The organism is Microbispora sp. H10670, assembly GCF_014161385.1.
GTDB classification, from domain to species: Bacteria; Actinomycetota; Actinomycetes; order Streptosporangiales; family Streptosporangiaceae; genus Microbispora; species Microbispora triticiradicis.
This window is the reverse complement of the sequence record NZ_JABBWW010000008.1, coordinates 228018-252901: the sequence shown is the minus strand read 5'-3', so window position 1 is coordinate 252901 and position 24884 is coordinate 228018. Positions and strand designations below refer to the sequence as shown.

25 protein-coding genes and 1 riboswitch are annotated in these 24884 nt (G+C 71.6%); of the genes, 19 read left to right on the top strand and 6 right to left on the bottom strand.

Annotated elements, in window-relative coordinates:
* Positions 1-81 precede the first annotated feature (81 nt).
* Complete coding sequence (locus tag HHX33_RS14735) at positions 82-1587, bottom strand: SRPBCC family protein (protein WP_182875086.1); 1506 nt, start codon at positions 1585-1587, stop codon at positions 82-84.
* A 4-nt stretch (positions 1588-1591) separates the two neighbouring features.
* The gene (locus HHX33_RS14730; protein ID WP_182875085.1) at positions 1592-2155 is read right to left on the bottom strand and encodes a hypothetical protein; all 564 of its coding nucleotides are present in this window, start codon (positions 2153-2155) and stop codon (positions 1592-1594) included.
* Between the two features lie 348 nt (positions 2156-2503).
* On the opposite strand from HHX33_RS14730, the gene HHX33_RS14725 reads away from it, so the two are divergent.
* From HHX33_RS14725 to HHX33_RS14670, 12 genes are all read left to right on the top strand, one after another.
* Positions 2504-2977: an Asp23/Gls24 family envelope stress response protein gene (locus HHX33_RS14725; protein ID WP_182875084.1), complete on the top strand. Its 474-nt coding sequence runs from the start codon at positions 2504-2506 to the stop codon at positions 2975-2977.
* Positions 2974-3306, top strand: coding sequence for an Asp23/Gls24 family envelope stress response protein (locus HHX33_RS14720; RefSeq protein ID WP_182875083.1), 333 nt, complete (start codon positions 2974-2976; stop codon positions 3304-3306). The genes HHX33_RS14725 and HHX33_RS14720 overlap by 4 nt, the downstream gene beginning before the upstream one ends.
* Positions 3307-3311: 5 nt before the next feature.
* Entirely contained in the window at positions 3312-3497 is a 186-nt protein-coding gene (locus tag HHX33_RS14715) for a hypothetical protein (RefSeq protein WP_117410211.1), read from the top strand.
* Positions 3494-3820 (top strand): Asp23/Gls24 family envelope stress response protein, encoded by a 327-nt coding sequence (locus tag HHX33_RS14710; protein ID WP_182875082.1) that lies wholly within the window; start codon positions 3494-3496, stop codon positions 3818-3820. Before HHX33_RS14715 ends, HHX33_RS14710 begins: the two co-directional genes overlap by 4 nt.
* Positions 3795-4403 carry a DUF6286 domain-containing protein gene (locus HHX33_RS14705; RefSeq protein ID WP_182875081.1) on the top strand — a complete coding sequence of 203 codons (609 nt, stop codon included), beginning with the start codon at positions 3795-3797 and terminating at the stop codon, positions 4401-4403. Before HHX33_RS14710 ends, HHX33_RS14705 begins: the two co-directional genes overlap by 26 nt.
* A gap of 36 nt (positions 4404-4439) precedes the next feature.
* A complete protein-coding gene (locus HHX33_RS14700) occupies positions 4440-5015 on the top strand; it encodes an alkaline shock response membrane anchor protein AmaP (RefSeq protein WP_117410198.1) in 576 nt (191 codons plus the stop codon).
* A 134-nt stretch (positions 5016-5149) separates the two neighbouring features.
* Positions 5150-6268, top strand: a complete 1119-nt coding sequence (locus HHX33_RS14695) for a GH12 family glycosyl hydrolase domain-containing protein (protein ID WP_208759068.1) — start codon at positions 5150-5152, stop codon at positions 6266-6268.
* A gap of 263 nt (positions 6269-6531) precedes the next feature.
* Positions 6532-7482, top strand: coding sequence for a GerMN domain-containing protein (locus HHX33_RS14690; RefSeq protein ID WP_182875080.1), 951 nt, complete (start codon positions 6532-6534; stop codon positions 7480-7482).
* A 285-nt stretch (positions 7483-7767) separates the two neighbouring features.
* On the top strand, positions 7768-8823 hold the full coding sequence (locus HHX33_RS14685) for an endo-1,4-beta-xylanase (protein WP_182875079.1): 1056 nt from the start codon (positions 7768-7770) through the stop codon (positions 8821-8823).
* A gap of 235 nt (positions 8824-9058) precedes the next feature.
* Entirely contained in the window at positions 9059-9427 is a 369-nt protein-coding gene (locus HHX33_RS14680; RefSeq protein ID WP_138461568.1) for a group I truncated hemoglobin, read from the top strand.
* Between the two features lie 57 nt (positions 9428-9484).
* Positions 9485-10000, top strand: coding sequence for a PadR family transcriptional regulator (locus HHX33_RS14675; protein WP_138461570.1), 516 nt, complete (start codon positions 9485-9487; stop codon positions 9998-10000).
* Complete coding sequence (locus tag HHX33_RS14670; RefSeq protein ID WP_182875078.1) at positions 9997-11427, top strand: DHA2 family efflux MFS transporter permease subunit; 1431 nt, start codon at positions 9997-9999, stop codon at positions 11425-11427. Before HHX33_RS14675 ends, HHX33_RS14670 begins: the two co-directional genes overlap by 4 nt.
* On the opposite strand, the gene HHX33_RS14665 is transcribed toward HHX33_RS14670, so the two are convergent.
* Positions 11381-12592, bottom strand: a complete 1212-nt coding sequence (locus HHX33_RS14665) for a helix-turn-helix domain-containing protein (protein WP_182875077.1) — start codon at positions 12590-12592, stop codon at positions 11381-11383. The two genes, HHX33_RS14670 and HHX33_RS14665, sit on opposite strands and share 47 nt — an antisense overlap.
* Positions 12593-12638: 46 nt before the next feature.
* Positions 12639-13442 carry a hypothetical protein gene (locus HHX33_RS14660; protein WP_182875076.1) on the bottom strand — a complete coding sequence of 268 codons (804 nt, stop codon included), beginning with the start codon at positions 13440-13442 and terminating at the stop codon, positions 12639-12641.
* Between the two features lie 127 nt (positions 13443-13569).
* Here HHX33_RS14660 and HHX33_RS14655 point away from each other — a divergent pair, with 127 nt between their 5' ends.
* From HHX33_RS14655 to HHX33_RS14625, 7 genes are all read left to right on the top strand, one after another.
* A complete protein-coding gene (locus HHX33_RS14655) occupies positions 13570-14478 on the top strand; it encodes a DUF72 domain-containing protein (protein ID WP_182875075.1) in 909 nt (302 codons plus the stop codon).
* Between the two features lie 186 nt (positions 14479-14664).
* A complete protein-coding gene (locus tag HHX33_RS14650) occupies positions 14665-16371 on the top strand; it encodes a serine/threonine-protein kinase (RefSeq protein ID WP_182875074.1) in 1707 nt (568 codons plus the stop codon).
* Positions 16372-16381: 10 nt separating this feature from the next.
* Positions 16382-17545 (top strand): acyltransferase family protein, encoded by a 1164-nt coding sequence (locus tag HHX33_RS14645; protein WP_182875073.1) that lies wholly within the window; start codon positions 16382-16384, stop codon positions 17543-17545.
* Positions 17530-18447, top strand: a complete 918-nt coding sequence (locus tag HHX33_RS14640) for a DUF72 domain-containing protein (RefSeq protein ID WP_182875072.1) — start codon at positions 17530-17532, stop codon at positions 18445-18447. Before HHX33_RS14645 ends, HHX33_RS14640 begins: the two co-directional genes overlap by 16 nt.
* Positions 18448-18555: 108 nt before the next feature.
* Positions 18556-19404 (top strand): alpha/beta fold hydrolase, encoded by an 849-nt coding sequence (locus tag HHX33_RS14635; protein ID WP_182875071.1) that lies wholly within the window; start codon positions 18556-18558, stop codon positions 19402-19404.
* Positions 19405-19882: 478 nt separating this feature from the next.
* A complete protein-coding gene (locus tag HHX33_RS14630) occupies positions 19883-21361 on the top strand; it encodes an arabinofuranosidase catalytic domain-containing protein (RefSeq protein WP_182875070.1) in 1479 nt (492 codons plus the stop codon).
* A 478-nt stretch (positions 21362-21839) separates the two neighbouring features.
* On the top strand, positions 21840-23606 hold the full coding sequence (locus HHX33_RS14625) for an ABC transporter ATP-binding protein (protein WP_259402453.1): 1767 nt from the start codon (positions 21840-21842) through the stop codon (positions 23604-23606).
* A gap of 46 nt (positions 23607-23652) precedes the next feature.
* On the opposite strand, the gene HHX33_RS14620 is transcribed toward HHX33_RS14625, so the two are convergent.
* A complete protein-coding gene (locus tag HHX33_RS14620) occupies positions 23653-24408 on the bottom strand; it encodes a CbtA family protein (protein WP_259402452.1) in 756 nt (251 codons plus the stop codon).
* 10 nt (positions 24409-24418) lie between these two features.
* Positions 24419-24631, bottom strand: coding sequence for a CbtB domain-containing protein (locus HHX33_RS14615; protein ID WP_182875068.1), 213 nt, complete (start codon positions 24629-24631; stop codon positions 24419-24421).
* Positions 24632-24659: 28 nt separating this feature from the next.
* A riboswitch (cobalamin riboswitch) is annotated at positions 24660-24866 on the bottom strand.
* Between the last annotated feature and the right edge of the window lie 18 nt (positions 24867-24884).

Sequence of the window (24884 nt, the reverse complement as noted above, 5' to 3'; positions counted from 1 at the left end):
GGGCGTTCCCTCCTTTCCTTGTGTCCTGCCGTGGTCACGGTGTCCCGCGCGTCACCGACCCGCGTGACCCTCCCGCGTCGCTCATTCGGGGGGCCGGCGGCGCCGGACCGGGCGCCGCGCCGGCTGCTCGGGCTCGCCGGCCTCCTCGCCCCCGCGCGTCTGCTCGCCTTCGCCGCGCTCGGCCGTCCCGGCGCCCTCCGCCCGCCGCCGTGCGGGTGTCCGGGCGCCACGCCGCTCGGGTTCGGCGGTCCGGGCGCCGCGTGTCCGGGTGGCGGTCCGCCGTTCCTCGGGTTCCCGTTCCTCCGGTTCCCGCTCCGGCGCGCGCCTCCGTGCGACCACCCGGGCCCTGGCCCTTCCGCCCGCCTCGGCGCGGGCCGGTGCGCGTTCGCGCTCCTCCTCGGCCTCTTCGGGTTCCTCGGGCTCCTCCTCCTCGCCTTCCTCCTCGTACGGCTCCTCCTCCTCTTCGAGCTCCTCAGGGGCCTCCTCTTCCGGCTCCTCCTCGGCGCCCTCTTCCGCCGCCTCTTCCGCGCCTTCTTCGGGGGCCTCCTCCGCCGCCTCGCCGGCCGCTTCGGAAGCCTCCTCGCGGGCCTCCTCGCCCTCCTCCTGCTCGCGCTCCTCGCGGAGAGCCGTCTCGTGGTCCTTGACGACCTGGCTGTCGCGGATCTCGCCCCGCCAGCCCTCGATCTCGTCGGGGCGCAGCAGGGAGTTGGTCATGACGTGCCGTCTGAAGTGCTTGAACTCCAGCCGCACCCGGCGGCCCTGGGCCCGCCACAGGTTGCCGATGCGCTCGAACAGGCCCTGCGGGTTGTATTCGATCACCAGCAGCACCCTGGTCATCTCGGGCGTGACCTCGTGGAAGGTGACCGAGCCGTCCGGCCAGCCCTTGGGTCCCTGCGACCGCCAGACGATCCTGCTGTCGGGGACCTGCTCGACGATGGTCGACTCCCACGTACGGTGGGACCACCAGATCTGGGCCTTCCACCCGAGCTTCTCGTCGGACTTCTGCTCGACCGTCTCGACCTTCTTCATGAAGCTCGGCCAATCCTCGAACTGCGTCCACTGGTTGTAGACCACGCGAAGCGGCGCGCCGATGTCGAGTGACTCGACGATGTTGGTGAGCTTCAGCTTCTTGCCCTTGCCTTTGCCCTTGCCTCCGCCGAACAGGCCCTTGATCTTCTCCTTGCCGTAGGCGAACAGGGCCGCGCGCACGGGATGGCCGCCACCGCCACCGCCGCCCTCGGTCAGTGCCTCGGAGAGGGTGCCGAGCAGGCCGCCTCCACCCGTCGCGCCGAGCCGGCCGACGAGCGATCGCAACATCCCCTTGCCGCCCTGCCCGCCGGTCAGCCTGCCGATCACCCCCGGACCGCCGTTCGCCTGCCTGCCGGTGACCGCGCCGAGCAGGCCGGAACCGCCGTGCTCCACGTAGTCGGTGAGGCGGCCGGCCAGCCGGTCGACCCTCCCGGCCACGCCGGACAGCGCGCGTTCCGCCGCGGCCGTCAGCAGGTTCTGAACCTCCTGGCCCAGGCGCTGGGTGGGGAGCGCGGTCTCCTCCGATTCCCGTGCCCGTTCCCGTGTCTCCTCGGTCATGGGCTCACCTCCGGGTTCGCGTCACAGGCCGGGCAGACCGGGCTCGGGGCCTGGGCCGCTCCTCAGGCTCGGGCTCGGGCTCGGGCTCCTCTTCCTCTTCCTCGTACGGCTCCTCCTCGTACTCCTCTTCCTCCTCGTAGGCCTCTTCGGGCTCGGGCTCGGCCCGGCGCGCCCGCCCGCGCCCCGGCCTGCGGCGAGGCTCCTCAGGGCGCTCCTCTTCCTCCTCCGCCGCGGCCCGGCCGCGCCCCCGGGGCTGCCGGAGCGCCTCCGCGCGTTCGTGCAGCTTGTCGCTCAGCGTGTCGATCTGCCGGCTGGTGGCGCGCCTGGCCGCGGCCTTGCCGATGTCCAGCACGTCGCCGCGGACCCGTTCGGTGATCTTGCTGAGATCGGGGGCGGCCCCGCCGAGGATCTTGGGGACCTGCTCCAGGAGGGCGCCGGCGGCTCCCTCTCCGCGCAGGCGGGCGGCGAGGATGGCCAGCGCGAGCACCAGCGCGAGGCGCAGTTTGTGATGCCGCCCCAGGTAGTAACCCGCGATGACGGCCAGCGCCACCTTCAGTCCGTCTTTCATGATCGCGCCTCCTACTGGCCGGCCCGGAGCGCCGATGCCGGTCGTGTCGCCCGTCTCGCCGTGTGGCGTTGCGATCCGATCGAACAATATGAATGCCCTATAAGGTGACATAAAAACTCAATTGGGGACATAGCGGACAGAATTGGGATGCCATAACCCCTCTCTTAGGGCATAGGCCCCGGCCCTGCCCGGAGCTGGGACCGGCTCCGTGGTCTTGGTGTGTTCGAGACTTTCCGATGACTTAACCTCGCCTCACCTCGCACGATTACTGTGTGCAAATCGGGTATTACGGCCGTGAATGGGCGGGAAGCGGCCCGATCTGCCGCGCGTGCGAAGCGGGGGAGCCACATGACTGAAACCAGAACGTCGTCCGCGACCGCGGAGCAGGCACCCGTCCGACCACACGGAGGCCAGGGCGGCACCAGCCTGATGACCGAGCGCGGGCGCACCACGATCGCGGACGAGGTGGTCGCCAAGATCGCCGGGATGGCCGCCCGTGAGATCGAAGGCGTCCACGAGTTCGGCTCCGCCGGGGCCCGTGCGTTCGGGGCCATCAAGGGCGTGCTCGGCGCGGAGGACGCCGTCACCAAAGGAGTGGCGGTCGAGGTGGGAGAGCGGCAGGCGGCCGTCGACATCCATCTCGTCGTCGAGTACGGCGTCGCGATCCCCGACCTCGCGCAGGCGGTGCGTGGCAACGTGATCCGCGCGGTGGAGCGCATGTGCGGGCTGGAGGTCACCGAGGTGAACGTCGCCGTCGACGACGTCCATCTCCCTCGGCAGGAGTCGTCGGCGCCCGCCGACGGGGAACCGCGGGTCCAGTGAACGCCGGTCCGGGTGACGCGGTCGCGAGCCGGGAGGCCGCCGGACCCACGGCGCCGGCCCGGCGGATCGCCGAACGCGTGCTGTCCTGCCCCGACGTCGCCGGCCTGTCGAGGGGGCCGTTCGGCGCGGTGGCGACCTATCTCCCCGGCGACCTCGTCCCGGGCGTCGCCATACGGGACGACGTGATCGAGGTGCACGTCGTCGCCCGGTACGGCAGGCCGCTCCCCGAGGTCGCCGAACTGATCCGCGACGCCATCGGCGACCTCGCGGCGGGCCGCAGGATGGACGTCGCGATCGCCGACCTGGTCACATCCGACGGAAGGAAATAATGATCATGGAAGGGTATCCGGTCTGGGCCCTCGCGGGGCTGCTGTTCGGCACGGTGCTGGGGGTGGTCGGGGCCTTCGGCGGCCTCAACGCGTTCCTCATCGTCCTGGTCCTCGGCATCGTCGGGTTCTTCGTCGGCATGGTGCTCGAAGGCGGCGTACGCATGCCTCAGATGCACCCGAGACGGCAGTGAGCCTCCCGGCCGAGCGCGGCACGACGACGATCTCGGAGCGCGCGCTCACGAAGATCGTCGAGCAGGTGGTGGGCGAGGAGGAGCACGTGACGGAGCCGCCGCACGTGTCGGCGTCCCTGAGCGGGATGGTCGCGGCGGTCCGCTGCGACGTCACCGTCCGCTACCCGTCGCCGGTGCCGCGGGTGGCCGGCGAGATCCGCGAGCGGGTCCGGCGGCGCGTCCGCGAGCTCACCGGCGTCACCGTGGAGAACGTGGACATCGAGGTCGTCGGGCTCGTGCCCGAGCAGAGGAGTGGGGATGAACGAAGGCGGAGGCCGGTCTGAGAAGACCCCGCTCTTCGTGCCGGTGCGGGGGTTCGACGGCGCGGGAGCCGAACGGGCCTTCCGGCCCGGCCGGGGCCTGCCCGCCGCGGTCGCCGCGCTCGCACTGCTCGCGATCGGCGTGCTGACCGCCGTCGAGGTGATCTCCGCGTCGCTCGGGCGTCCCGTCAGGGTCGTGCCGTACGAGCAGGTGGCCGGGTGGGCGAGGACCACGGCGTGGAACGACGACCGGGCGCTCGCGGTGGCCGCCGCGCTGGCCCTGATCGGGCTGGTGCTGGTGCTGATCGCGGCCGTACCCGGGCGGGGACGGCTGGTCGCGCTGCGCACGGCCGACCCCGACCTGGTGGTCGGCGTGCCGCGCCGCGCGCTCGCGCGGGTGCTCGGCGGGGCGGCCGGCCGTGTGGACGGCGTGCGGGCGGCGGGCGCACGGGTGCGCGGATGGCACGCGGACGTGACCGTCCGGACCGACCTGCGCGACACCGCCATCCTCCGGGAGCGTGTCCGCGCGGCGGCGGAGCAGGAGATCGCCCGGCTCGCCCCCGCTCACCCGGTGTCCCTGCGGGTCCGGGTCCATGGCCCCACGTAGGCCACCGGAACCAAAGGACGAAGAGGAGGCGGGGCAGTGACGACGAAACCCTCCAAGGGCAACAGGACGGGTCTCACGCTGTTCGGGCTGGTCCTGCTGGCCGCGGGCGGCCTGGCGCTGGCGCGGGCGCTCGGGGCCTTCGGCGGCGACGCCGCGCGGCGGCCCGTGCTCGACGCGGGGACCACGTCCTTCGCGGCGACCACCCCCTGGTTCTGGCCGGTGGTGGCGGCAGTAGGTGTGGTGCTCGCGCTCGTCGGGCTGGCCTGGCTGCTCGCGCTGCTCCGGGTCGACCGGCCGAGGCGGCTGCGACTGGAGTCGGGCGCCTCCGGCGTGACGGAGGTCGACGCCTACCCGGCGAGCGCGGCCCTGGCCGAGCAGGTCAGCGCGTACCCGGACGTGCGCAGGGCGCACGCCGTGCTGCGCGGCCCCTCCGACGACCCGCACCTCGATCTCGGGGTCTCCGCCGTCGCACCGGCCGACCTCGGGGCGCTGGTCACCCGGCTGCACGAGGAGGCCGTCCCCGGCCTGCGCACCACCCTCGGGCTGCGCCGTCTCCCGACGCTGGTGCGGCTGCGCCTCGCCTCGGGCCGCCGTACGCGGGTGGTGCATTGACGGACAAAGTGGCAGAGGTGTAGGTGAAAGTTTCACCTACCGTCACGGCGTTGTGGCTGGTTGCGGTTTCGTCCAGTTTGTCGACCAAATCAACTCATGTTGCGGTCCATGGTCAGGTGTCTATGGTCCGGGTCATGAAGATGCGAATGATCACGGCGAGCCTCGCCATGCTCGGCTCCGTCGCCGCGTCGCTCGTCGTCGGTCAGGCGGCGCACGCAGACACGGTGATCTGCGACAAGTACGGCAGTACGACCGTCCAGAACGGGAAGTACGTCGTCATCAACAACGTGTGGGGCAGCAGCGCCACGCAATGCATCAACGTCACGAACAACGGCTTCACGGTGACGCAGGCGCAGCACAACAACACGGGCGGCACCCCGGCCGCCTATCCGGCCATCTACGCCGGCTGCCACTACGCCAACTGCTCCACGAACAGCGGCCTGCCTCTCCAGGCGAGCAACAGCCAGTTCAACACGGTGCAGACCAGCGTCAGCATGAGCTACCCGGGCTCCGGGATCTACGACGCGGCGTACGACATCTGGTTCGACCCCACGCCCCGCCGGGACGGCCAGAACACCGGCGCCGAGATCATGGTGTGGCTCAACCACACCGGGTCGGTGCAGCCCGTCGGATCCCGCGTCGGCACCGCCAACATCGCCGGCGCCACCTGGGACGTCTGGTTCGGCAACATCGGCTGGAACGTCATCTCCTACGTGCGGACCTCGCCGACGAACTCGATCAGCTTCGCGGTGCGCAACTTCTACGACGACACCGTGAACCGGGGCTACGGCCAGCGGTCGTGGTACCTCACCAGCGTCCAGGCCGGATTCGAGCCCTGGGTGGGCGGCGCCGGCCTCGCCGTCAACAACTTCTCCTACAGCATCGGCGGCTCCGTCCCGAGCTCCACGCCGACGACGTCGCCGAGCAACCCGGGCAACGGCGGCGGCTGCAAGGTGAAGTACACGAAGAACGAGTGGCAGGGCGGCTTCACCGCCGACGTCACCGTCACCCCCTCCAGCGCGGTGAACAACTGGACCGTGGGCTTCAACTTCCCGAACGGCCAGAAGATCACCAGTGGCTGGAACGCCACCGTGACCCAGAACGGGTCCTCGGTCACCGCGAAGAACCTGTCGTACAACGGCTCGGTCGGCGCGGGCGGCAGCATCTCGTTCGGCTTCCAGGGCACCTGGAGCGGCTCGAACGGCAACCCGACCGGCTTCACGCTGAACGGCACCGCCTGCACCAACGCCTGACGACACCACCACGCCTGACACCCCCCGAATAAGGAGCGCCGCCGGAGAGACGTCCCTCCGGCGGCGCTCCCTTTTCCGCGTACGCAGGACCGGCGCCCGCCTTCTCGTCGACCGGGTAGAAAAGTGCGGCCGAAAGTGACACGTCTGTCACGCCGAAGGCCGTGGCGATATGGAGATACTCCAGTTAGGAGCCGGGCCGTTGGAACGGTCCGGCCCGTGCGGGTCCCCCACTCCCGCGAAAGGAACCCGGCAGAGGAGCCCTCATGTTTCTGCCTCCCATGCGCTCGCTCGCGGCCTCGGCCACGTCGCTGGTGAGCGCGCTCACACTGGCGGTCCTGCCGGCGGTCCCGGCGGCCGCCGCGCCGGCCTCCGTGCCAGTCTCCGCGGCCCCGGCCTCCGCGCTACGGGCCGCCGCGCCCGTCGCGACCCTGGTCGGCGTGCGCGCCTCGCACCACCCCGGCCTGGACCGGGTCGTCTTCGAGTTCCGCGGCCCGCTCCCGGCACGGCGGAGCGCCGGCTACGTGTCCCGGCTGATCGCCGACGGATCGGGCGCCACCATCCCGGTGGCCGGCGACGCGATCCTCGCCCTGCGCTTCGAGCGCGCGATCGGCCACGACGGGAGCGGCGCCTCCACCCACGGTCCCGCCCGTGAGACCTTCGCGCTGCCCGGGGTTCTCCAGGTCGTCAGAGCGGGCGACTTCGAGGCGGTGCTCTCGTTCGGCATCGGCCTGGCGCGTAAGGCCCCCTACCGCGTCTACACGCTCACCCGTCCGAGCCGGGTGGTCGTGGACATCAGGACGCCGCACCGCACCGTGCCGGTCGGCGTCCACTTCCTCGACTCCCGCCGCTACCACGCGGGGCGGGAGCCGTACACCAGGGCGGTGCGGCGGCCGGTGGTTGCGCCCGCCACCGCGCGCGGCGCGCTCCAGCGGCTGTTCGCCGGGCCGACCCGGGCGGAGTACGCCGCCGGGCTGCGCTTCGTCGCCTCGGGGGCCACCGGCTTCCGGTCCGTGGTCGTCCGCGGCGGGGTCGCCCACGTACGGCTCACCGGCGCCGTCGGCAGCGGCGGGTCGGCGTTCACCGTCGCCGACGAGATCATGCCCACGCTCAAGCGGCTGCCCGGCGTCCACTGGGTGAAGATCTACGACGCCCGGGGCCGCACCGAGCACCCGGCGGGCCGCTCCGACTCCATCCCGGAGAGCCTGGAACCCTGACCGGGTCGTACGAAGGGGAGGGCCGGGACGACCCGGCCCTCCCCTTCCCTTTCCGCACCCTTACCCCTGAAAAGGGCGCGGAGCTGAAACTTTCGGACGTCTGTCAAGTCGTCCAACGTCATTCTCGCTGTTCGAAACGGGATTTGTCACTTCGTATTGACCGACGAGTGAAGGATTCGTAGGGTACGTCACCAGAAAGTTAGGGAAACATTCCGAAACGTTTCGGACGGCCTCGCTCGTGGATCTGGACGTCCGGCCACGTACCCCCACCGGAGGACCTTCCTCATGTCGCACAGACTCGCCGCCGCACTGGCCGCCGCCGGGCTCGTCACCGCGATCGCGGCGACGCCGGCCTCCGCCGCACCCGACCGGCACGGCGACAAGACGCTGGGCCGGCTGGCCGCGGACACCCACCGCTACTTCGGCTCGGCGACCGACAACCCCGAGTTCTCCGACACGGCGTACCTCGGCATCCTCGGCAGCGAGTTCAACTCCACGACGGCGGGCAACGCGCTGAAGTGGTACGCCACCGAGCCGCAGCAGGGCGTGTTCGACTTCACCCAGGGCGACCAGGTGCTCGACTTCGCCCGCAGGCACCACATGTCGTTCCGGGCGCACACCCTGGTCTGGCACAACCAGCTGCCCGACTGGCTGAACAACGGCACCTTCACCGCCGACCAGCTCCGGGCGATCCTCAAGAAGCACATCACGACCGTGGCCGGCTACTACAAGGGCAAGGTCTACTCGTGGGACGTCGTCAACGAGGCGTTCAACGAGGACGGCACCTACCGCGACACGATCTTCTACCGGACGCTCGGTCCCGGGTACATCGCCGACGCGCTGCGCTGGGCGCACCAGGCCGACCCGCACGCGAAGCTCTACCTGAACGACTACAACATCGAGGCGATCGGGCCGAAGAGCGACGCCTACTACAACCTCGTGAAGTCGCTCAAGGCCCAGCACGTGCCGATCGACGGCGTCGGCTTCCAGGGACACCTCGCGCTGCAGTACGGCTATCCGGAGACGCTCCAGCAGAACCTGCGGCGCTTCGCGGACCTCGGCCTGGACGTGGCCGTCACCGAACTGGACATCCGCATGTACCTGCCGGCCGACGAGACCAAACTCGCCACCCAGGCCGACTGGTACGCCAGGGTCACCAAGGCCTGCCTCGCCGTCCGCCGCTGCGTCGGCATCACCGTCTGGGACTACACCGACAAGTACTCCTGGATCCCCGCCGTCTTCCAGGGCGAGGGTGCGGCGTTGCCGTACGACGAGAACCTCCAGCCGAAGCCCGCCTACGCCGCGATCCGTGACGCGCTGCGGAGCGCGGGAGGGCGCTGACCCTTCCGGGCGGCACCGGCTCTTCCGGACGGCACCCGGTCCTTCGGGGTGCCGTCCTTCTGCCGGCCTTCCGGGACGACGGTGCCCGCACTCGGGGGTGCGGGCACCGTTCCGGGTCGAACGTGTCGACCGCGTGAGCGGGCCGCTACGCACGTATTTCCGGTTGGTAATCGCGCTGTAACCTTCCGTGTCGATCCTCGGCGAGGAGGTCACACAGACGCGGGAGGAATTCGGTATGCCGTCCATCTTCGATCAGATCGGCGGGTCGGCCGCGGTCTCGGCCGTGGTCGACGAGTTCTACCAGCGGGTCGTCGCCGATCCGATGCTGCGGGGATACTTCGCGGACGTCGACATGGACAAGCTGAAGGCGCACCAGCGCAGCTTCGTCGCCGCGGCGCTCGGCGGTCCGCAGGAGTACCGGGGCAAGTCGATGGACGTGGCGCACGCCGGGCTCGGCATCACCGCCGAGGAGTTCGACCAGGTGGTCGTCCACCTGGCCGGCGCGCTGGAGTCGTGCGGGGTGGACGGGGAGACGATCGGCGCCATCGCCGGCGCCCTCGCCCCGCTGAAGGACCAGGTGGTGCAGAGCCAGGCCGTCGCCTGACCCGCTGCCCGGCACGAAGGAGTGGTGGGTTAACTTAACCTAGGTTATGTTGGACGGGTGTACTCTGACATAATGATCCTGCGCGGCCTGCTCACCGCGCCGAAGCACGGCTACGAGATCAAGAAGTACATGGAGCGCCTGACCGGCGGTCTTCTCAACAACAACACGCTCTATCCAGCGCTGCGCCGCTTCGAGCAGCGCGGGGAGATCGAGAAGATCGCCGAGGAGGTGGCGCCCGGCCGTCCGCAGCGGACCGTCTACCGGATCACCGGCAAGGGGCGTGAACGTCTGCTGGCGCTGCTGCGCACGGCCGATCCCCAGGTGCTGACGAAGGACGAGGAGTTCCAGGTCAGGGTCGGGCTGTTCGACCTGCTGCCCGCCGCCGACCGGCGCAGGATCGTCGAGGTCAGGCGGGAGCGCGTCGAGCACGAGCTGGCCCTGCAGGAGGAACTGGCCGCCGCCGCCGGGCACGCGCCCTGGGGTGAGCGCGTCCTCGCCTTCACCGTCGAACGGCTCCGGCTGGAACTGCTCTGGCTGACCGAGCTGGAGGCGGTGCTGGAGGAGACGGGGTGACGGACGCCGAGGGCGCGACGCCCTCCCGCCTCATGTCGGCCGGCCTCGTCGCGGGGCCGGTGCTCTCGATGATCGACTCGTCGGTGGTCAACCTCGCGGTGCCGGATCTCGTCCGCGAGCTGGGCCGCCCGCTGGAGGTCGTCCAGTGGGCGGTGAGCGGCTACCTGCTCGCCCTGGCGATCGGCCTGGCCGCCACGTCGTACCTGGCCAGGCGCTTCGGCCTGGTGCCGACGTACGCCGGGAGCCTGGCCCTGTTCACGGTCTCCTCCGCCGCGTGCGCGCTCAGCGCCGACGCCGGCATGCTGATCTGCTTCCGGGTCGTGCAGGGCCTCGCCGGGGCGCCCCTCATTCCGCTGGCGATCGGTCTGCTGATCGGCAGGGGAGGCGCCGCCGAGGGGGCGGGCGGCAAGGTGCCGCTCGCCGCCGGACTCGCGTTCTTCGCCGCGCCCGCACTGGGCGTCTCCCTGGGTGGCCTGCTGATCGGCGCGTACGGCTGGCGCTCCATCTTCCTGGTCAACCTGCCGGTCGGGCTGCTCGCCCTGCCCGGCGCGCTGGCGGCCCGCCGGGCCGGCCTCGGCACGAGGGGCGACCGCGCCGTACGGCCGGACCTGCCCGGGCTGGTCCTGCTGGCGGCCGGGCTCGGCCTGACCACCTACGGAGTGGAGCGGGCGGCGGCGCACGGGTGGGCCACCCCCTCCTGGCCGGCCGGCCTGGCGCTCCTGGCCGCCTACGTGCTGTGGGCGCGCCACCGGCCGCAGGCCGCCCTGGCGCTCGACCTGGCCCGGGATCCCGTACGGGCGCTCACGCTCGCCCTCTGCGCGGTGTCGAGCGTCGTGCTGTTCGCCGTGCTGTTCCTCGCGCCGCTCTATCTCCAGACGATCCAGCACCACAGCGGCCTCGTCACCGGGCTCGCGCTCCTGCCGCAGGGGCTGGCGATGGGAGTGTCGGCCGCGGCGGGCACCAGGATGGCCGAGCGCTTCTCGGTGCGGTTCGTGGTCGTGGCCGGCATGCTGTTCCTCGCGGTCACGACCGGTCTCATGGCGCTGCTGTCGGCGGGCACGCCGGTCTGGCTGACCACGCTCCTGCTGTGCGGGCGCGGCCTGGCGATCGGGTTCACGAGCCAGCCCCTGGTCGTCTCGCTGCTGGGCGGGCTGCCGCCCGAGCGCGTCCCGGACGCGAACACGCTGTTCAGCGTCGTGCAGCGGCTGGCCGGATCGTTCGGGATCGCGCTGCTGGTGACGCTCCTCACCACCCGTGGCGCGGCCACCGGATCCGCGCTCACGGGTTTCCGGGAGACCATGCTGGTCCTCGCCGCGACGGCGCTGCTCGGCGCTCTCGGGGCGGCGTCGTTGCGGCGGCCGGCGGAGCGGTCGCCCCTGATCAGAAGACCAGTTTCAGCTCCGGACGGTGACCGGGGAGGCCGATGAGCTCACGCACCCGCGCCGGCGGCCAGGCGAGCTCCCGCGCCAGCGCGGGCACGGTCAGCCGGGTCTCGGCCGCCGCCATCTCGAAGGCCCGGGCGAGCAGCACGGGCTGCTCGCCGGGGTAGCCCGACACCGGCTCCGCCGCGAAGCCGGGCTGGTCGCGCAGCGCGGCCAGCCGCTGCCAGGCCCGCCCGGCCGCCGAGTCGGACAGCAGGCCGACCTCCCGGCACCGGTACAGCAGCGAGTCGACCGACACGCCCCAGACGCGGCGCAACTCGGCCAGCCGCCGCAGGTCGGCGCGGGCGGGCAGGCCCGGCCCGACGCTGTCGCGCGGCGTGAGGAACTCGGCGGCGAAGGAGTCGGCCTCGCGTTCCTGCTGGCTGTCCCCGGCCGCCGCGTCGCCGTGCAGGACCAGGTGGCCCAGTTCGTGGGCGGCGGTGAAGCGGTGCCGGTAGACGTCGTCGAAGCGGTTGGGCGTCAGGACGACGATGGGCCGGGGCAGGCTGGAGGTGGAGAAGGCGTCGACCGTGACCGCGTCCTCGTCGGCCCGGGGGAAGACGACGACGATCCCCCGCGACTCCATGTGCCGCACCAGGTGACTGACCGGCCCGGCGCCGAGGCCCCAGTGGGCCCGCAGCGCGCGGGCCGCGCCCACGGGATCGCGGGGCAGGGCGGTGCCGGAGTCGACCTCGCCCCCGGCGAAGCCCGGCAGGTCGACGAAGGGGAGCCGCACCCGCTTCTCCAGCGCGTACGTCAGCTCCCAGACCTGCTCGACGAAGGCGACGGCCTTGGCCCGCTGGTAGGCCCGGGTGGAGCGCAGGCTGCGGAAGTGCGCCATCGAGCCGTCGAGCTTGCCGTGCGGGCGGCCCGGCAGGAAGAACGCCGAGGGGACCGCGAGCACCTCGGCGAGGAGCGGCACCAGGTCGGGCCGCGGCCGGGTGACCCCGGCCTCGTACTGGCCGACCGCGGCGGGCGACACGCCGACGCGCTCGGCGACCTCTTTCTTGGTCAGCGCGGCGAGCCGTCTGGCCTGCGTGAGCCGGGTCCCGTCGAAGGCGTCCGCCACCGCCTGCGGGCTGGGTTCGCGGGAGGTCGCGTCATCGCCCGGCTCCCCGTCCGGCCGCACGTCCGGTCCCTCGGTCGATCCCTCGAGCGGCCCCTCGGCCATCCTTCGGGCCTGCCCCTCGACCGGACTTCCGACCAGCCGGAGTGGCCTATCGTCCTTCATTGGCGACGTCCGGCGCCTCCGCCGGCGCCTCGCTGACCGGCGGCAGGGCCGCCGCGCGCTCGTACGGCGACCGGGGGTTCATCTCGGGAGCGGGCATCGCGCCCCCGGAGAAGACGGACGCCTCGATCGGCAGGGTCTCGATCGGCAGGGCCTGTGCGGGCAGGGTTCCCACGAGGGCGGCTCCGGCGAGCGGGATCGCCTCGTAGTGGTGCCAGCGCAGGTTGCCGGTGCGGTCGAGCAGCTCGGCCTCGCCCCACCACGCGTCGAGCAGCCCGGCCCTGGCGTTGCACGCGTACGCGATGAGCACCAGACGGGTGCCCTCGGGCAGCTGCGTCAGCGCCCGGGCGGCCGGGGTGACCGGCTCGGGCATGCCGGTCTCGGCGCCGCCCAGTGTCAGCTGCTCGGTCCAGGGCCGCGGGCCGAACCGGGTGAACAACGCCTGGACCAGCCCCGACGGCCTGCCGTCGCCGATCCGGGCGTTGACGACGCTGACCGACCGGTCCTTCGCGTAGCGGAAGGGGAAGAGCAGGTTGCCGCCGAGGACGACGAGCTCGTGCTGGGAGCCCTGCGGCTTGACGATATCGACGTCCGCCATGTCCGCGAACGCGCGGGCGAGCGCCTCGAACTTGCGCGACATCAGCGTGAAGCCGAACGGATGCAGATGCCGGGTCCGCGCCGTCTGCTGGGCGTCCCGGGCGTTCTCCAGGGCGACCGCCAGCGCCTCGGCCACGCCGCGGCGGATCTGCTCGGCGCGCGGGCCGAACGTCTCCAGGGCCCAGGTCGACAGCATCGGCCACCTCCGGTGAGCTTCGGCCGGCGACCACCGAACGCCGGGGCCGCTTTATTTTCCAACATCATAGACCCACGCACGCTTCACGCGTCACAAGCGACACACCTCTCCTGACTTATCGTGAGATATGGGAGAGATCCTGGTCGGCACGGCGTCGTGGACGGACAGGACGCTGCTGGAGTCCGGGTGGTACCCGCCCGGCGTCACCACACCCGAGGAGCGCCTGCGCCACTACGCGGGCGAGTTCCCGCTGGTGGAGGTCGACTCGACCTACTACGCGCCGCCCGCCGAGGCCACCGTCCGGCTGTGGGCCGAGCGAACGCCCCCGGGGTTCGTCTTCGACGTCAAGGCGTTCTCCCTGCTCACGCGGCATCCGACCCGGCCGGGCGCGCTGCCGAAGGACCTGCGGCCGAGCGGCGCCGGCAAGAACCTGTACGCCCGCGACCTCGATCCCCGGATCGTCGAGCAGGTCTGGGAACGGTTCCGCGCTGCCCTGCTGCCGCTGCTGGAGGCGGGCAAGCTCGGGGCGGTGCTCTTCCAGTTCCCCCGGTGGTTCCCGGTCGGCCGGGCGAACAAGCACTACATCCTGGAGTGCAGGCGGCGCTGCGAACCGCTGCGGATCTCCGTCGAGTTCCGCAACCACACCTGGATGAGCGAGGAGAACCGGGCCGAGACCCTCGACTTCCTCCGGTCGTACGGGCTGCCGTACGTGTGCGTGGACATGCCGCAGGGCTACCCGGACTCGGTCCCGCCGGTCGTCGCGGCCACCTCCGACCTGGAGGTCGTGCGCTTCCACGGGCACAGCGACAGGTGGACCAGCCACGACATCCATGAGCGCTTCGGCTACCACTACTCGCTGGAGGAGTTGCGGCGGTGGGCGCCGAGGCTGCGCGATCTGGGCGCGGAGGCGACCACCACGCACGTGCTCATGAACAACTGCTACCGCGACTACGCGCAGACCAACGCCCGGCAACTGGCCGCCGTGCTGGCGGGCCTGCCGGACTGCGAGGTCCGCCCCCGTCCGGCTCGTCCGTGACCTGCCGGGGCCCGTCGCGGCACAGGCACATTCCCTGCCGTCCGTACGCCGGGGGGCGTGATTTCGCTGCCGGGTCACCTCCGGATATGACAGGATCCGGCCTGTTCCATCGACATATCGACGGCATCGCGAGGGAGCGGGACGAATGCGGGAACGGCCGGAACGGACCACCTGCGACCGCCGGTCGTGACGGGTCCCGCCGGGCCGCGACGCCCCCTCGACCCCGGTGATCCCGAGCGGATCGGCGACCACCGCCTCGTCGGCGTGCTCGGCGAGGGCGGCCAGGGCGCGGTCTACCTCGCGCGGGACGCCTCGGGCGGCCAGGTCGCGATCAAGCTGCTGCACGCCAGGGAGGCCGCGGACGCCACGAGCCGCCGCCGCTTCCTCCGGGAGGCGGAGACGGCGCGCGGGCTCGCCCTCTTCTGCACGGCCCGCGTGCTCGACGCCGGGTCCCACCACGGGCGGCCGTACATCGTCACCGAGTACATTCCCGGGCCCTCGCTGGCGACGGCGGTCGCCGAGGACGGCCCGCGTACGGGCAGCGGGCTGCACCGCCTCGCCGTCGCCACGCTGACATCCCTCGCCGCGATCCACCGGGCCGGGATCGTGCACCGCGACTTCAAGCCCGGCAACGTGATCCTCGGCCCGGAGGGGCCCGTGGTCATCGACTTCGGCATCGCGAGCGCCGCCGACCACACCGTCACCGGCGGCGGCATGGCGGGCACGCCCGCCTTCATCGCCCCCGAGCAGCTCGCCGGGCAGCGGCCCGGTCCCGCCTCCGACGTCTTCAGCTGGGCCGTGACGATCGCGTACGCCGCGACCGGGCGCCTGCCCTTCGCCGGGCCGACCGTCCCGGCCATCCTGATGGCCATCTCGGCCCGCGAGCCCGACCTGTCCGGCGTGCCCGCCGACCTCCGCCCGCTGCTGGAGGCGTGCCTGGCGAAGGATCCCGCCGCCCGGCCCGCCGCCTCCGCCCTGCTGCGCGCCCTCACCGGCGACGACGCCGCCACGGGGGCCACGGCACCTGCCACCACGTCACCTTCCACCACGGCACCGTTCACCTCGGCACCCTCCACCACGGCACCGTTCACCACGGCAGCGGACGACCCGGCCCGTACGGTCGTCTCCGGCGGCGCCGGGATCCCGGCGGGCGCGGACACCGGGAATCCGCCGTCGCGGCGGCGGTGGCTCCTCGGCCTCGCGGCGGGGGTGACGGCCGTGCTCGTCGCGGGCGGGGTCCTCCTGTACGCGTCCCGCGGCGGCGAGGCGGGTCCCCTGGGCGGGAGCCTGCTCTACGGCGACGACTTCGGCGATCGGGGCAACTGGGACGGCTACACCTTCGACCCCGACGCGGCGGGCGACCAGCGCACGACGCGCGGCTACGAGATCGAGCGCGGCGTCTACACGGTCCGCGCCGACAGCACCGATCCCCACAACGTCGCGCTGTCGCCCGTGCCCGCCAAGACCGACGCGGCGGCCGGACGCGACGTGCTGGTCGGCGTGACGGCCGAACCGCGGGAGGACTCCGGGCAGGGCGGCCTCGGGCTCGTGTGCCGATGGGACGAGGACGTTCCCAGCGGCTACGCGTTCCTGCTCGGCCTCGACGGCACCGCCCGCGTCGTGCGGCGGTCCGAGGGCACGAGCCTCGACGTCGTGCCGCCGGTGAAGGCGGCCCCGCCGAGCGCCGGGCGCGCGGTGCGCCTCCAGGCCTCCTGCCGGGGCTCCCGCCTGACGTTCTGGATCGACGGCACCCGCGTTCTCGACGCCGAGGACGCCGATCCGCTGCCGCCGGGCCCGCACAGCCAGGCGGGGGTCCTCGCTCGCGTCCCCGAGGCCGGAGGCGGCGTGGTCACCGTCTCGTTCGACGACTTCAGCGTGAGCAAGGCGGGATAAAGTCACCTGAATGGCGGCGAATCCCTCCCGGCTGGCCTGGCTGGACGCGCTGCGCGGGGTCGCCGCGCTGGGCGTGGCCCTGCACCACGGTGCCTGGACCTTCGTCCCGGAGTTCTGGGCGGGAGTGGACGGGAAGGTCGACGTCGGCACCTGGGGCGTCTTCGCTTTCTTCCTGGTCAGCGGATACATCATCCCGGCATCCCTGGAACGGCGCGGTGACCTGCGGGCCTTCTGGACCGGCCGGGCCTTCCGGCTGCTGCCCCTGCTGCTCGCCGCGCTCGCCCTCGCGCTGCTCCTCGCGTACGCCGGCGCGTTCGTGCCGTCGCCCGGCCTGGACCGGCGTCCGCTCGCGCTCGTCGCCCTCGGCAACCTCACGATGCTGCAGGAACTGCTCGGCCTGCCCGCCGTGATCGGCGTGATGTGGACGCTCTCCTACGAGATGGCGTTCTATCTCATGGTCGCCGGGCTGTTCGCCGTACGGCAGGCGCACCGGCCGGCGCCGATCGCCGTCGTCCTGGCGCTCGCGGCGGTGCCCCTCGGCCTGCTGCTGCCGCGCGCGACGATCAACGGCCGCGCGGGCGCCGCCGCTCTGGTCCTCGCCGTCGCCGTCGTGCTCGCCGTCGTGGCGTCCGCGGGCCCGTACGGCGTCGTGCGCAGGGCGGCGGCGGTGATCGGGGGCCTCCTCGGTCTGGCGCTGGTCGTGCTGGGCAGCCGGGGCGGCGCCGGGCAGGGGCTGGTCATCGCGGCGATGATGTTCGCCGGGACGGCGGTGTACCGGGCCGAGCGCGGGGCGATCCGGTGGCGTACGGCCGCGGCGGCCCTGTCGGCCGTCCTGGCCTGCGCGGTGATCGCCGAGGACGACTCCACGCACACGGTGGCGATCGTGCTCGCGGCGGCCTGTTTCCTGGCCGCCTTCGCACTGCGGGGCCGGGCGTTCCCCCGGTGGCTCACCCACCTCGGGGTGATCAGCTTCTCCCTCTACCTGCTGCACCCGCTGCTGCTGCGGATCGCGCCGAACCTGCCGCTGTTCTTCCTCGCCACGGTGGCGCTCGGCCACGTGACGTACCGCCTCGTGGAGGCCCCGGGCCAGCGCCTCGGCAGACGCCTGTCCGGCCGGAGCGGCGCCCACGACGGCGCGCGGGGGCCTACGGTCGGGGGATGGGCAAGATCCTGATCGGTACGGCCTCCTGGACGGACAAGTCGCTGCTCGCGTCCGGCTGGTATCCCCCCGAGGCGTCCACGCCTGAGACCCGGCTCGGTTACTACGCCGGACGATTCCCCCTGGTCGAGGTGGACGCCACCTACTACAACCCGCCGGCCCGGCGTACGGCCGAGCTGTGGCGGGACCGCACGCCGAAGGACTTCACCTTCAACGTCAAGGCGTTCTCGCTGCTCACCGGGCATCCGACCCGGCCCTCGGCGCTGTACAAGGACCTGCGGGCCGCGCTGGGGGAGCCCAAGGGCACGCTCTACGCGCGTGACCTGCCCACCGAGGCCGTCGAGGAGGTGTGGCGGCGCTTCCTCTCCGCGCTGGAGCCGTTGCACGAGGCGGGAAAGCTGGGCGCGGTGCTGTTCCAGTTCCCCCAGTGGTTCCCGCCCGGCAGCGCCAACCGCCGCTACATCCTCGAATGCCGGGACCGCTGCCTGCCGATGCGGGTGTGCGTCGAGTTCCGCAACAGGGCGTGGATGGACCCCGCCGCCCAGGACGAGACCCTCGGCTTCCTGGCGGACAACGACCTGCCGTACGTCGGGGTGGACATGCCGCAGGGGCATCCGTCGTCGATCCCGCCCGTGCTCGCGGCCACCTCCGACCTCGCCGTCGTCCGCCTGCACGGTCGCTCGGACAAGTGGACGAGCCGCGTCATCGAGGAGCGGTTCGGCTACTTCTACTCGGAGGAGGAACTCCGGAGCTGGGCGGACCGGATCGCGGGTCTGGCCGGCCAGGCGGTGACCACGCACGTGCTGCACAACAACTGCTGCGCCGACAACGCCCAGCGCAACGCCGAGCGGCTCACCGAACTGCTGGGGCGGCGAGGCGCCGACGTCGTCACCCCGGGCGAGAACCGCCGGCCGTGACCGCGTAAGCGACGTCCCCGGGAGGGCTCGTGCCGGGATGCGGGGTCGCGCACCCGCCGGCGGTTAATCCGTTGCCCGCGCCGAAACGCCGCTGACAGGCTTCCGGGCATGCTTCAGACGTACTCCGCCCATGACGGAACGACCTTGGCCTGTCACGTGTCCGGAGCGGGCGATCCCGTGATCTGCCTGCCCGGCGGCCCGATGCAGAGCGCGGACTACCTCGGCGACCTCGGCGGCCTGCCGGCGCACCGGCGGCTGCTCATGCTCGATCCCCGGGGCGCCGGCCGGTCCGCGATACCCGAGGACGTGTCCTCCTACCGCTGCGACCGGCTCGTCGGCGACGTCGAGGCGCTGCGCGAACATCTCGGCCTCGACCGGATCGACCTGCTCGCGCACTGCGCCGGCGCGAACCTCGCGACGCTGTACGCCGCCCGGCACCCCGGCCGGGTACGCAGGCTCGCCCTGATCACTCCGAGCACCAGGGCGGTCGGCATCGAGGCCACGGGGGAGTCACGCCTCGCGACCGCCCGGTTGCGCCGGGACGAGCCGTGGTTCGCTGCCGCGTTCGCGGCTCTCGAGGCGATCGTCGCCGGCGACGCCGCCGACGACGACTGGAAGCGCATCGACCCCTTCTTCTACGGACGCTGGGACGCCGCCGCCCGGGACCATCAGGCGGCCCAGGAGGGCGGGCGGAACGAGGAGGCCGCGGCGGCCTTCGGCGCCCCGGGCGCGTTCGACCCACCGGCCACCCGCGCCGCGCTGGGCGCGTTCACCGCGCCGGTCCTGCTGCTCGCCGGAGAGGTCGACCTGAACACGCCGCCGGACGTCGTCGCCGAGTTCGCGGCGCTGTTCCCGCACGCCGAGTTCGTCGTGCAGCCGGGAGCGGGACACTTCCCCTGGCTCGACGACGCCCACCGGTTCACGACGACGACGGCGGAGTTCCTCGCTCGGCCCTGACAATTCGCGCCGGTTCGGAGGGTCAGGCCCGATCTCGATTGCGCCAGTGGCGGCCGGCCGTGCTCGCGACCCTGTATCGCGATCTACCGCGACCCGGCGGTTGCGAAAGGTCCGATAACCGGTCATCATTGTTATGACCTTTTTGACTCAAGGCACTTCTAAGCCCGTGAATGGTCGGAGGACTGAAACTTTCAGCGTGGATGTGAACCGCCGGTCTTCACCGCGGTTCATCGTTCCACTTCAAAAGGGTCGGCGGCCGCGCGGGGGGCGCGGCCGGGTTCCGCCTGATTGACTGATGCCCCGCGCCGGGATTGGCTCAGCAGCACACCACCACCACGAACGGAGCCGCATCCGTGATCGGCCGAAAAATGTTAGCGCTAACAGAAAATCGGATATGGACTGACTCCCAACAGGTGGGTTGATCGTCCGCGGCAATGACGCCGCGGAGAACGCACATCTCGGAGAATGGGAAACATCTGTGCGAAACGTCAGCTCATTACGTCGGCGCCTGAAACTCTCGGCCGCCGCCGTCGCCGCCCTTCTGGTGGCCGGCGCCGGTATGGCGGGGACCAACGCGGCCTCGGCGGCCGCGGCCGGATGTCAGGTCACCTACACGGTGGCCAGCGAATGGCCGGGCGGCTTCAACGCAAGTGTTAACGTTAACAATCTCGGCGATCCGATCGACGGATGGAGGCTGACCTGGGCGTTCCCCGCCGGGCAGACCATCACCCAGCTGTGGAACGGCAGCTACACCCAGTCGGGCTCCCAGGTCACGGTCACCAACGTCTCGTACAACGGCGCCATCCCCAGCGGCGGGAGCACCGAGTTCGGGTTCAACGGAAGCTTCAGCGGCTCGAACCCGAAGCCGGCGAGCTTCGCCCTCAACGGCGTGACCTGCACCGGCGGCGTCACCTCCCCGTCCCCCGGCGGCTCGCCCTCGGCGTCCCCTTCGGCGTCTCCTTCGCGGACGCCCTCGTCCACCCCCTCGCCGCCACCGGGTGGCACGCGGCCGTGTGACATCTACGCCGCCGGCGGCACGCCCTGCGTCGCGGCGCACAGCACGACCCGCGCCCTGTACGGCAGTTACAACGGCCCGCTCTACCAGGTGCGCCGCTCCTCGGACAACACCACCCGGGACATCGGCGTGCTGAGTGCGGGCGGCGCCGCGAACGCCGCCGCACAGGACTCGTTCTGCGCGAACACGACCTGCCTCATCACGATCATCTACGACCAGTCCGGGCGCAACAACCGCCTCACCCAGGCGCCTCCCGGCGGCTTCTCGGGCCCGGCTCCCGGCGGGTACGACAACCTCGCGACCGCGACCAAGGCGCCGACCACGGTCTACGGCAGCAAGGCGTACGGCGTCTACGTGGATCCCGGTGTGGGTTACCGCAACAACAACACCAACGGCGTCGCCAAGGGCGACCAGCCGGAGGGCATGTACGCCATCTTCGACGGCACCCACTACAACGGCGGCTGCTGCTTCGACTACGGCAACGCCGAGACCAACAGCCGTGACAACGGCAACGGCACGATGGAGGCCATCTACTTCGGCAACATCAAGGTCTGGGGCTACGGCGCCGGCAACGGCCCGTGGATCATGGCCGACCTGGAGAACGGCCTGTTCTCCGGCGTCAACCAGAAGTACAACGCGGGCGACCCCACCATCAGCCACCGCTACCTGACCGCCATCATCAAGGGCGAGCCGAACCACTGGGCCATCCGCGGCGGCAACGCGCAGTCGGGCGGCCTCGGCACCTTCTACGACGGCAAGCGTCCCAACGTCTCGGGCTACAACCCGATGAAGAAGGAAGGGGCCATCATCCTCGGCATCGGGGGTGACAACAGCCACGGCGCCGCCGGCACCTTCTACGAGGGCGTGATGACCTCCGGATACCCGACGAACGCCACCGAGGACGCGGTGCAGGCGAACATCGTCGCCGCCGGATACCGGTAAGTCAGGCAGAGGCAGACCGGCCACAGCGGATCCGGAAGCCGGAAGACCGAGCCGCCCCTTGCACCACCGGGGGCGGCTCTCCGCTGTTCCGGCCCACGGTTCGGGGTGCTCGGGAACCGGCCACCGGCATGGCCCGATGCCGGCAGGCATCGGACCACGCCGGGCGTGACCGGATCCGGGATCAGCGAGCAGAGCGCAGGACCATGTGGCGGCCGAGGCTGATCTCGTGTCGTCCGCGCACGCCTCCGGCCGCCGTAAGGAAAGGTCGCAGCTGATAACTCCCTTTATGAATATTTCGGTCATCTGCGTGGGGTTCATCCCTCGGTCCTATTCGCCGGGCGGCGAAAAATCGTTCGCTCCTCCCGTACGGGCTGCGGGAGCATGGCCAGGGCGATATCGGCATTCGGGAGGGCTGATGGCTGTGCTCGGGACGGTGGACGAGGCCGAAAATGATAAATCCGCGCGGAGATCGGCGCTTTTGCTGGCATTGCGGTACTACTGCGGCGAGCTGAAGCGGCAGTGGCCGATCGCGGCTCCCGCGCTGGTGCTGCCGGCGATCGGGAACATCTGCCTGTTCTATCTGGCGCCGCTGGCGGTGGCGGGCCTTGTGGGGCACCTCTCCGGCGGCCGGGACGGCTCCTTCGACGCGCTGCTGCCCTACGTGCTCGGCTTCGCCGCGTTGCTTCTGACGGGTGAGGCGTTCTGGCGGGCGGGGATGCACTTCCTGAACCGCGCCGACGGCCGGGGCATCGAGCGGCTCGGCGTGCTGGGCATGGACGAGCTGCTGGCCAAGGACGTCGCGTTCTTCCACGACAACTTCGCCGGTTCGCTGACCAAGAGGGTGCTCGGATTCTCCTCCAGGTTCGAGGAGTTCATGGACACCCTCACGTTCTCGATCATGGCGAAGGTGGTGCCCCTGGCCTTCGCCTCGGTGGTGCTGTGGCGGTATGACCCGCTGCTGGTGCTCGTCCTCGTGGGCCTCATCGTCGTCACCGGTGTTCTCGTCGCTCCGCTCATCCGCCATCGGCAGGCCCTGGTCGACGCGCGTGAGGCGGCCAAGGTGCTGGTGTCGGGTCACGTCGCCGACGTGCTGTCCAACATGGAGACGGTCCGCGCGTTCGCCGCCGAGACGCGCGAGGCCGTCGAGCATCGGGCCAGGATCGCCGAGCAGCGCCGGCTGTCCATCCGGTCCTGGGACTACAACAACCTCAGGGTGGACATGGTCGTCGCCCCGTTGTCGGTGCTCACCAGTGCCACGGGCCTGCTCCTCGCCGCGGCGCTCCGCGGCGGCCTCGGTGTGGAGGCCATCGTCGTGACGTTCACCTACTACACGAACGCGATCAACATCATGTTCGAGTTCAACCAGGTGTACCGGCGTATGGAGAGCACGCTCACCGAGGCCGCCCAGTTCACCGAGCTGCTCCTCACGCCGCCGACCGTGGTGGACCCGGCCGACCCGCAGCCCCTGCGCCCGGCCGACGCGAGCGTCCGCTTCGAGCGGGTGCGATTCGGGTACGCCGGCGGCGCGCCGCTGTTCGACGGCCTGAACCTGGACATCCCCGGCGGCACCAAGATCGGGCTGGTCGGGCGGTCCGGTGGCGGCAAGAGCACCCTCACCCGGTTGCTGCTGCGTCTCATGGACGTGGACGGAGGCAGGATCCTGATCGGCGGTCAGGACATCGCCCGGCTGCGGCAAGCAGACCTGCGCGGTCTCATCGCCTACGTCCCGCAGGAACCCGCCATGTTCCACCGGTCCGTGCGGGAGAACCTCGCGTTCGCCCGGCCGGGCGCGACCGACGCCGAGATCCTCCGGGCCGCGCGGGCGGCCCACGTCACGGAGTTCGTCGAGTCTCTGCCGCACGGCTTCGACACCCTGATCGGCGAGCGCGGCGTCAAGCTCTCCGGCGGCCAGCGGCAGCGCATCGCGCTCGCGCGCGCCATCCTGCGCGACGCCCCCGTCCTGCTGCTGGACGAGGCGACCAGTGCCCTGGACTCCGAGAGCGAGATCCTCATCCAGGAGGCCCTGTGGCGCCTGATGCAGGACCGTACGGCACTCGTGGTGGCGCACCGGCTCAGCACCGTCGTCCGCATGGACCGCCTGGTCGTGCTCGACCGGGGACGCGTCGTCGAGCAGGGCACCCACGGCGAGCTGCTCCAGGCCCAGGGGTCCTACGCCCGGCTCTGGCACCACCAGTCCGGGGGCTTCCTCGTCGAGGACGACGCCCCCGACGCGCTCCACCTGTGACACACCGGCTTCACGCGGGCGGCCCGCGGGGTGGTCCCGACCCGGTTCAGCGCGTCGCGGCGTGCCGGAGCCCGGCCTCCCGGGGGGTTCCCTGGCGCAGGGAGCGTTCGGTCAGGCCGCCGAACAGGAGGCCGATGGCTCCCCACAGGACGAACTGGATGCCGAACGACGCCACTCTGAACCACCACAGCGTGTCGGCGGAGAAGTCGTCGGGAACCTCGTCGATCGGAGGCATCACGGCGTACGCGACACCGACGAGGACGGCGTAGACGACGATGCCCGACAGGGCGGCGTTCCAGGCGCCCAGGCGGGACGACAGGGAACGGCCCGCGTACGCGGCGACCGCCGCCGCCAGGAGGGCGACGAGGATCATCGCGAAGTACAGCGCGGTCCGGCGGCCGATCGAATCGGGGTTGCCGACGGCCGGGGGATTGGCCGGGTACTTCAGGATGGGGGTCACGTACACGACGACGAACCCGGCGGCGGCGACGGTGAGCGCCGTGGCGCGGGCGCCGAGAGCGCCGAGGCGGCCGTGGGCGAAGGCGTACGCGATGGAGTAGAAGCCGCCGAGGGCGGCGCCGTAGACGAGCAGGGCGGTCAGCAGGCCGGCGGTCTCCTGGACGGTCCGGCTGACGAGTTCCGGTTCGGCGGCCTCTCCGCCGGCCGCCGCCCTGGCCTCCTCGATGGAGATGGCGGCGGCGACCTGGGGTTCTCCGGCGAACCAGGCGACGACGTACGCGAGCAGCGCGGCGGCGAGGCCGACGAGCATGCCGCGCACCAGCAGGGAGCGCATGGTGGGCATCGGGCGGGCCTCAGTGGCAGGGGAAGCCGAGGAGGTGCCGGCCGTCGTGCACGAACTCGTGCACGGTGTGCCCGCTGATGAGGTGGGTGGCGCCCTGCTCCGCGCCGACGAAGTAGAGCAGGACGAGCCCGGCCACGGCGGCGAAGACCGCCCAGGGCAGGATCTCGCGTACGGGGATGGTGACCGGCAGGGGCCGGGAGACGGGGACGGCCGGCTGAGCCATGTGATTCTCCTCACGGGGTCGCTCGCCCCGGTGATGGAGGACAACGGGTCAGTGTCCTGACTCCCGGGTCATCGTGTCGCCCGAACCTTCCAGCCGTCGCGGCCGTGGTGACGAGCGGGAGACACTCCCCGGTCACAGTGGCGGGACCGTCCTGGATTCACACCAGGTTCCTGCGCACCGTCGCCTCTGTCTTCTTTTGTCGCCTTGAGCGTGCACCGTCCGCATAAGTACGTCAAGCCGGGGTCCATACTCG

What these genes read in the sequence shown, in the direction of transcription:
- HHX33_RS14705 (WP_182875081.1), top strand. Translation starts at nt 3,795, where the DNA reads ATGAACGAAGGCGGAGGCCGGTCTGAGAAGACCCCGCTCTTCGTGCCG.
- HHX33_RS14665 (WP_182875077.1), bottom strand. Translation starts at nt 12,592, where the DNA reads ATGGCCGAGGGGCCGCTCGAGGGATCGACCGAGGGACCGGACGTGCGG.
- HHX33_RS14715 (WP_117410211.1), top strand. Translation starts at nt 3,312, where the DNA reads ATGGAAGGGTATCCGGTCTGGGCCCTCGCGGGGCTGCTGTTCGGCACG.
- HHX33_RS14635 (WP_182875071.1), top strand. Translation starts at nt 18,556, where the DNA reads ATGCTTCAGACGTACTCCGCCCATGACGGAACGACCTTGGCCTGTCAC.
- HHX33_RS14680 (WP_138461568.1), top strand. Translation starts at nt 9,059, where the DNA reads ATGCCGTCCATCTTCGATCAGATCGGCGGGTCGGCCGCGGTCTCGGCC.
- HHX33_RS14620 (WP_259402452.1), bottom strand. Translation starts at nt 24,408, where the DNA reads ATGCCCACCATGCGCTCCCTGCTGGTGCGCGGCATGCTCGTCGGCCTC.
- HHX33_RS14735 (WP_182875086.1), bottom strand. Translation starts at nt 1,587, where the DNA reads ATGACCGAGGAGACACGGGAACGGGCACGGGAATCGGAGGAGACCGCG.
- HHX33_RS14690 (WP_182875080.1), top strand. Translation starts at nt 6,532, where the DNA reads ATGTTTCTGCCTCCCATGCGCTCGCTCGCGGCCTCGGCCACGTCGCTG.
- HHX33_RS14655 (WP_182875075.1), top strand. Translation starts at nt 13,570, where the DNA reads ATGGGAGAGATCCTGGTCGGCACGGCGTCGTGGACGGACAGGACGCTG.
- HHX33_RS14615 (WP_182875068.1), bottom strand. Translation starts at nt 24,631, where the DNA reads ATGGCTCAGCCGGCCGTCCCCGTCTCCCGGCCCCTGCCGGTCACCATC.
- HHX33_RS14695 (WP_208759068.1), top strand. Translation starts at nt 5,150, where the DNA reads ATGAAGATGCGAATGATCACGGCGAGCCTCGCCATGCTCGGCTCCGTC.
- HHX33_RS14730 (WP_182875085.1), bottom strand. Translation starts at nt 2,155, where the DNA reads ATGAAAGACGGACTGAAGGTGGCGCTGGCCGTCATCGCGGGTTACTAC.
- HHX33_RS14640 (WP_182875072.1), top strand. Translation starts at nt 17,530, where the DNA reads ATGGGCAAGATCCTGATCGGTACGGCCTCCTGGACGGACAAGTCGCTG.
- HHX33_RS14725 (WP_182875084.1), top strand. Translation starts at nt 2,504, where the DNA reads ATGACTGAAACCAGAACGTCGTCCGCGACCGCGGAGCAGGCACCCGTC.
- HHX33_RS14685 (WP_182875079.1), top strand. Translation starts at nt 7,768, where the DNA reads ATGTCGCACAGACTCGCCGCCGCACTGGCCGCCGCCGGGCTCGTCACC.
- HHX33_RS14645 (WP_182875073.1), top strand. Translation starts at nt 16,382, where the DNA reads ATGGCGGCGAATCCCTCCCGGCTGGCCTGGCTGGACGCGCTGCGCGGG.
- HHX33_RS14660 (WP_182875076.1), bottom strand. Translation starts at nt 13,442, where the DNA reads ATGCTGTCGACCTGGGCCCTGGAGACGTTCGGCCCGCGCGCCGAGCAG.